General features: G+C 42.7%; 2 protein-coding genes and 1 pseudogene. 2 read left to right on the top strand and 1 reads right to left on the bottom strand.

The genetic code is table 11. The features are described from left to right. Both E2K52_RS15645 and E2K52_RS14200 read left to right on the top strand, forming a co-directional pair. A pseudogene (locus E2K52_RS15645) lies at positions 1-135 on the top strand (hypothetical protein); the annotation flags it as partial. Positions 136-202: 67 nt separating this feature from the next. Next, positions 203-655, top strand: coding sequence for an ATP-binding protein (locus E2K52_RS14200; protein WP_161981143.1), 453 nt, complete (start codon positions 203-205; stop codon positions 653-655). A gap of 73 nt (positions 656-728) precedes the next feature. On the opposite strand, the gene mph is transcribed toward E2K52_RS14200, so the two are convergent. Then, a complete protein-coding gene (mph, locus tag E2K52_RS14195) occupies positions 729-1616 on the bottom strand; it encodes an Mph(E)/Mph(G) family macrolide 2'-phosphotransferase (RefSeq protein ID WP_071830579.1) in 888 nt (295 codons plus the stop codon). Positions 1617-2181: the final 565 nt, after the last annotated feature.

Below are 2181 nucleotides of genomic sequence, written 5' to 3'. Positions count from 1 at the left end.
CGTCGCGGTGACCACCGCCATCGTGTCGTGATCGGCAAGGATACGCGCCTGTCGGGCTATATGCTTGAACCCGCGCTCACAGCCGGTTTCACCTCGATGGGCATGGACGTATTCCTTTTTGGCCCGCTGCCGACAACGTAATAGGAAGAATAAACGCCCTTTTCACCCAAGTCCAAATTAATTTGCCGATTCCATAATCAGGGTGTATTACAATTCCATAGAGTTTTTCAATCCAGGTGGTTTAGCTGATAACTTAACGATTGATCAGCTTCTTCGTGAAGATTACTCGCCATGGGCGCGCAATAAAAGGATATCTGCCACGTTCAAAGAAGCGCATTTTATTGAAAAATATGGGTCAGGCATCAAACGAATCCAAGAAGGCTTCGCATCCTATGGTCTGCGTCCCCCTGTCTTTGAAAATTTCCAGCACGGTTTTCGAGTTATTGTCTCATCAAAGCTACTTTTCGAATCTAATGAGGGAGTAAATCTACTATTTAATCAGATAAGAACTAATCCAGGAAAGCGTGCACCATTTTTAGTAAACGAGCTATTAGTTCCTGTCAAGATAGTAGAGCGGTGGCTCAAAATCTTAAGAGATGATCATAAAATCGAGTTTCGAGGAGCTCCTAAAAGTGGAGGATACTGGCTAAAATAGAAATCAATGATACTCTTAAGTGGCACCAATCGAACTCCTATTTTAGCATTTAAAAAAGTATCCTCACATCATTTTATTGAACAATACCTAAGGCTGCTCTGGCGGCATTGATATGATTATCGTCGTTGCACTCTACCGCAAAAGCGCCATATGCTAATGGAGCTGCAGCAGCCCTCTCTATAGATTGTTCGTAGAGCCTATCCCATATCGTTCCGCCTTGTTTAGCATACTCCGTTATCAAACTCTTCAGGCTATCCTCTCCAAAAACCGATACGTGACCAGAAAAGTCCAGTGCAGGATCACCCATATGCGCAGTAGACCAATCTATGATACCAGAGGTCTTACCTTCCTTCGAGGTTAAGACATGCCCTGCATAGAGATCGCCATGGATGAAACAAGTGAATTCAGGCCACAAAGGGTCATTGTCCAACCATCTACGGTATCTGTTTTCCAACGGCTCGCTGATACCTATCTCAGATTTCACCAAGTGGATACGGTCAGCTATTTCGGTCCTCAATTCACTTGGAGTCATTATTTTCAAGTTGCTCTTTCTCACATCGTCAGCTGTAATACGATGTAATTCGGCCAATGATTTTGCCAGAGACTCCACATAAGCTATGCTATCGCGATCTATGTTCCAAGAAACCTCATGTGTTATCGCATCGAATGTCAGAGCAGGCGCATCCTCCAGTAAAGGGTAGGCTATTAGGCGCTCCGATACAATTTTCCAATCAGGGACATTGATCGACAGGTTTCTTTTGGCTAAATCCAATATTCTACTTTCATTTTCGATTTGTTCAAGCATATCGCTTCTTCGAGGTATACGGAGTACCCAGTTCTCACCGTTTACTTCCTTTACAAAGGCAACTCTAAAGTCGATGCCCATCTCATTGACGCTCATCTCTTCCGAAATTCTCAGCCCATGCTCTAGGGCTAATGTTTGCATATCTTCGATTGTCATTTCTATACTGTTTTCTTTTATTAAATTGGTACCAGTTCCCCCGACAGGACATTCTGAATGTCATATACAGGTGTAACACTTTACCCATATTCTTTTCGTATGGATAACACTTCCCATCAGGGAACAAAAATCTGATACATGAATTAATTGTGAGACAGTAGACCTACTGTCGCATTGAAGCCATCTCGGCGACTATTTGATTAGGAAAACCAAGGCTTTGCCATCATAGCCTTATCATAGAAGTATAACATAGTTGTAAAGATAGAAAATTATTTTTTATTCATCCATGATGTTATTATTTTATAATAACATCATCTAAACATGTCCTGTCGCTCTTTTGTGCTGTGATATTTCATACCTATTAACTGCTTTCGTTTGAATTATACGACGTTCTACTCACAATAGGGCAAGGGTTACTCATTCCGTAGGATGCGGTTCACGTATAGGAAGAATAAACGCCCTTTTCACCCAAGTCCAACAGCTTTGGACCGCAGTTGACTCTTTCGACACCCCTGCGATGCAACCCAATCCGGCTGACGGGGAGCCAGCAACGCTGAAAATTTAC

The organism is Acinetobacter sp. RF14B, assembly GCF_006864105.1.
Classification (GTDB): Bacteria; Pseudomonadota; Gammaproteobacteria; order Pseudomonadales; family Moraxellaceae; genus Acinetobacter; species Acinetobacter lwoffii_C.
Note: the sequence above shows the minus strand (reverse complement) of the source record. Positions and strands in the feature narration are given on the sequence as shown.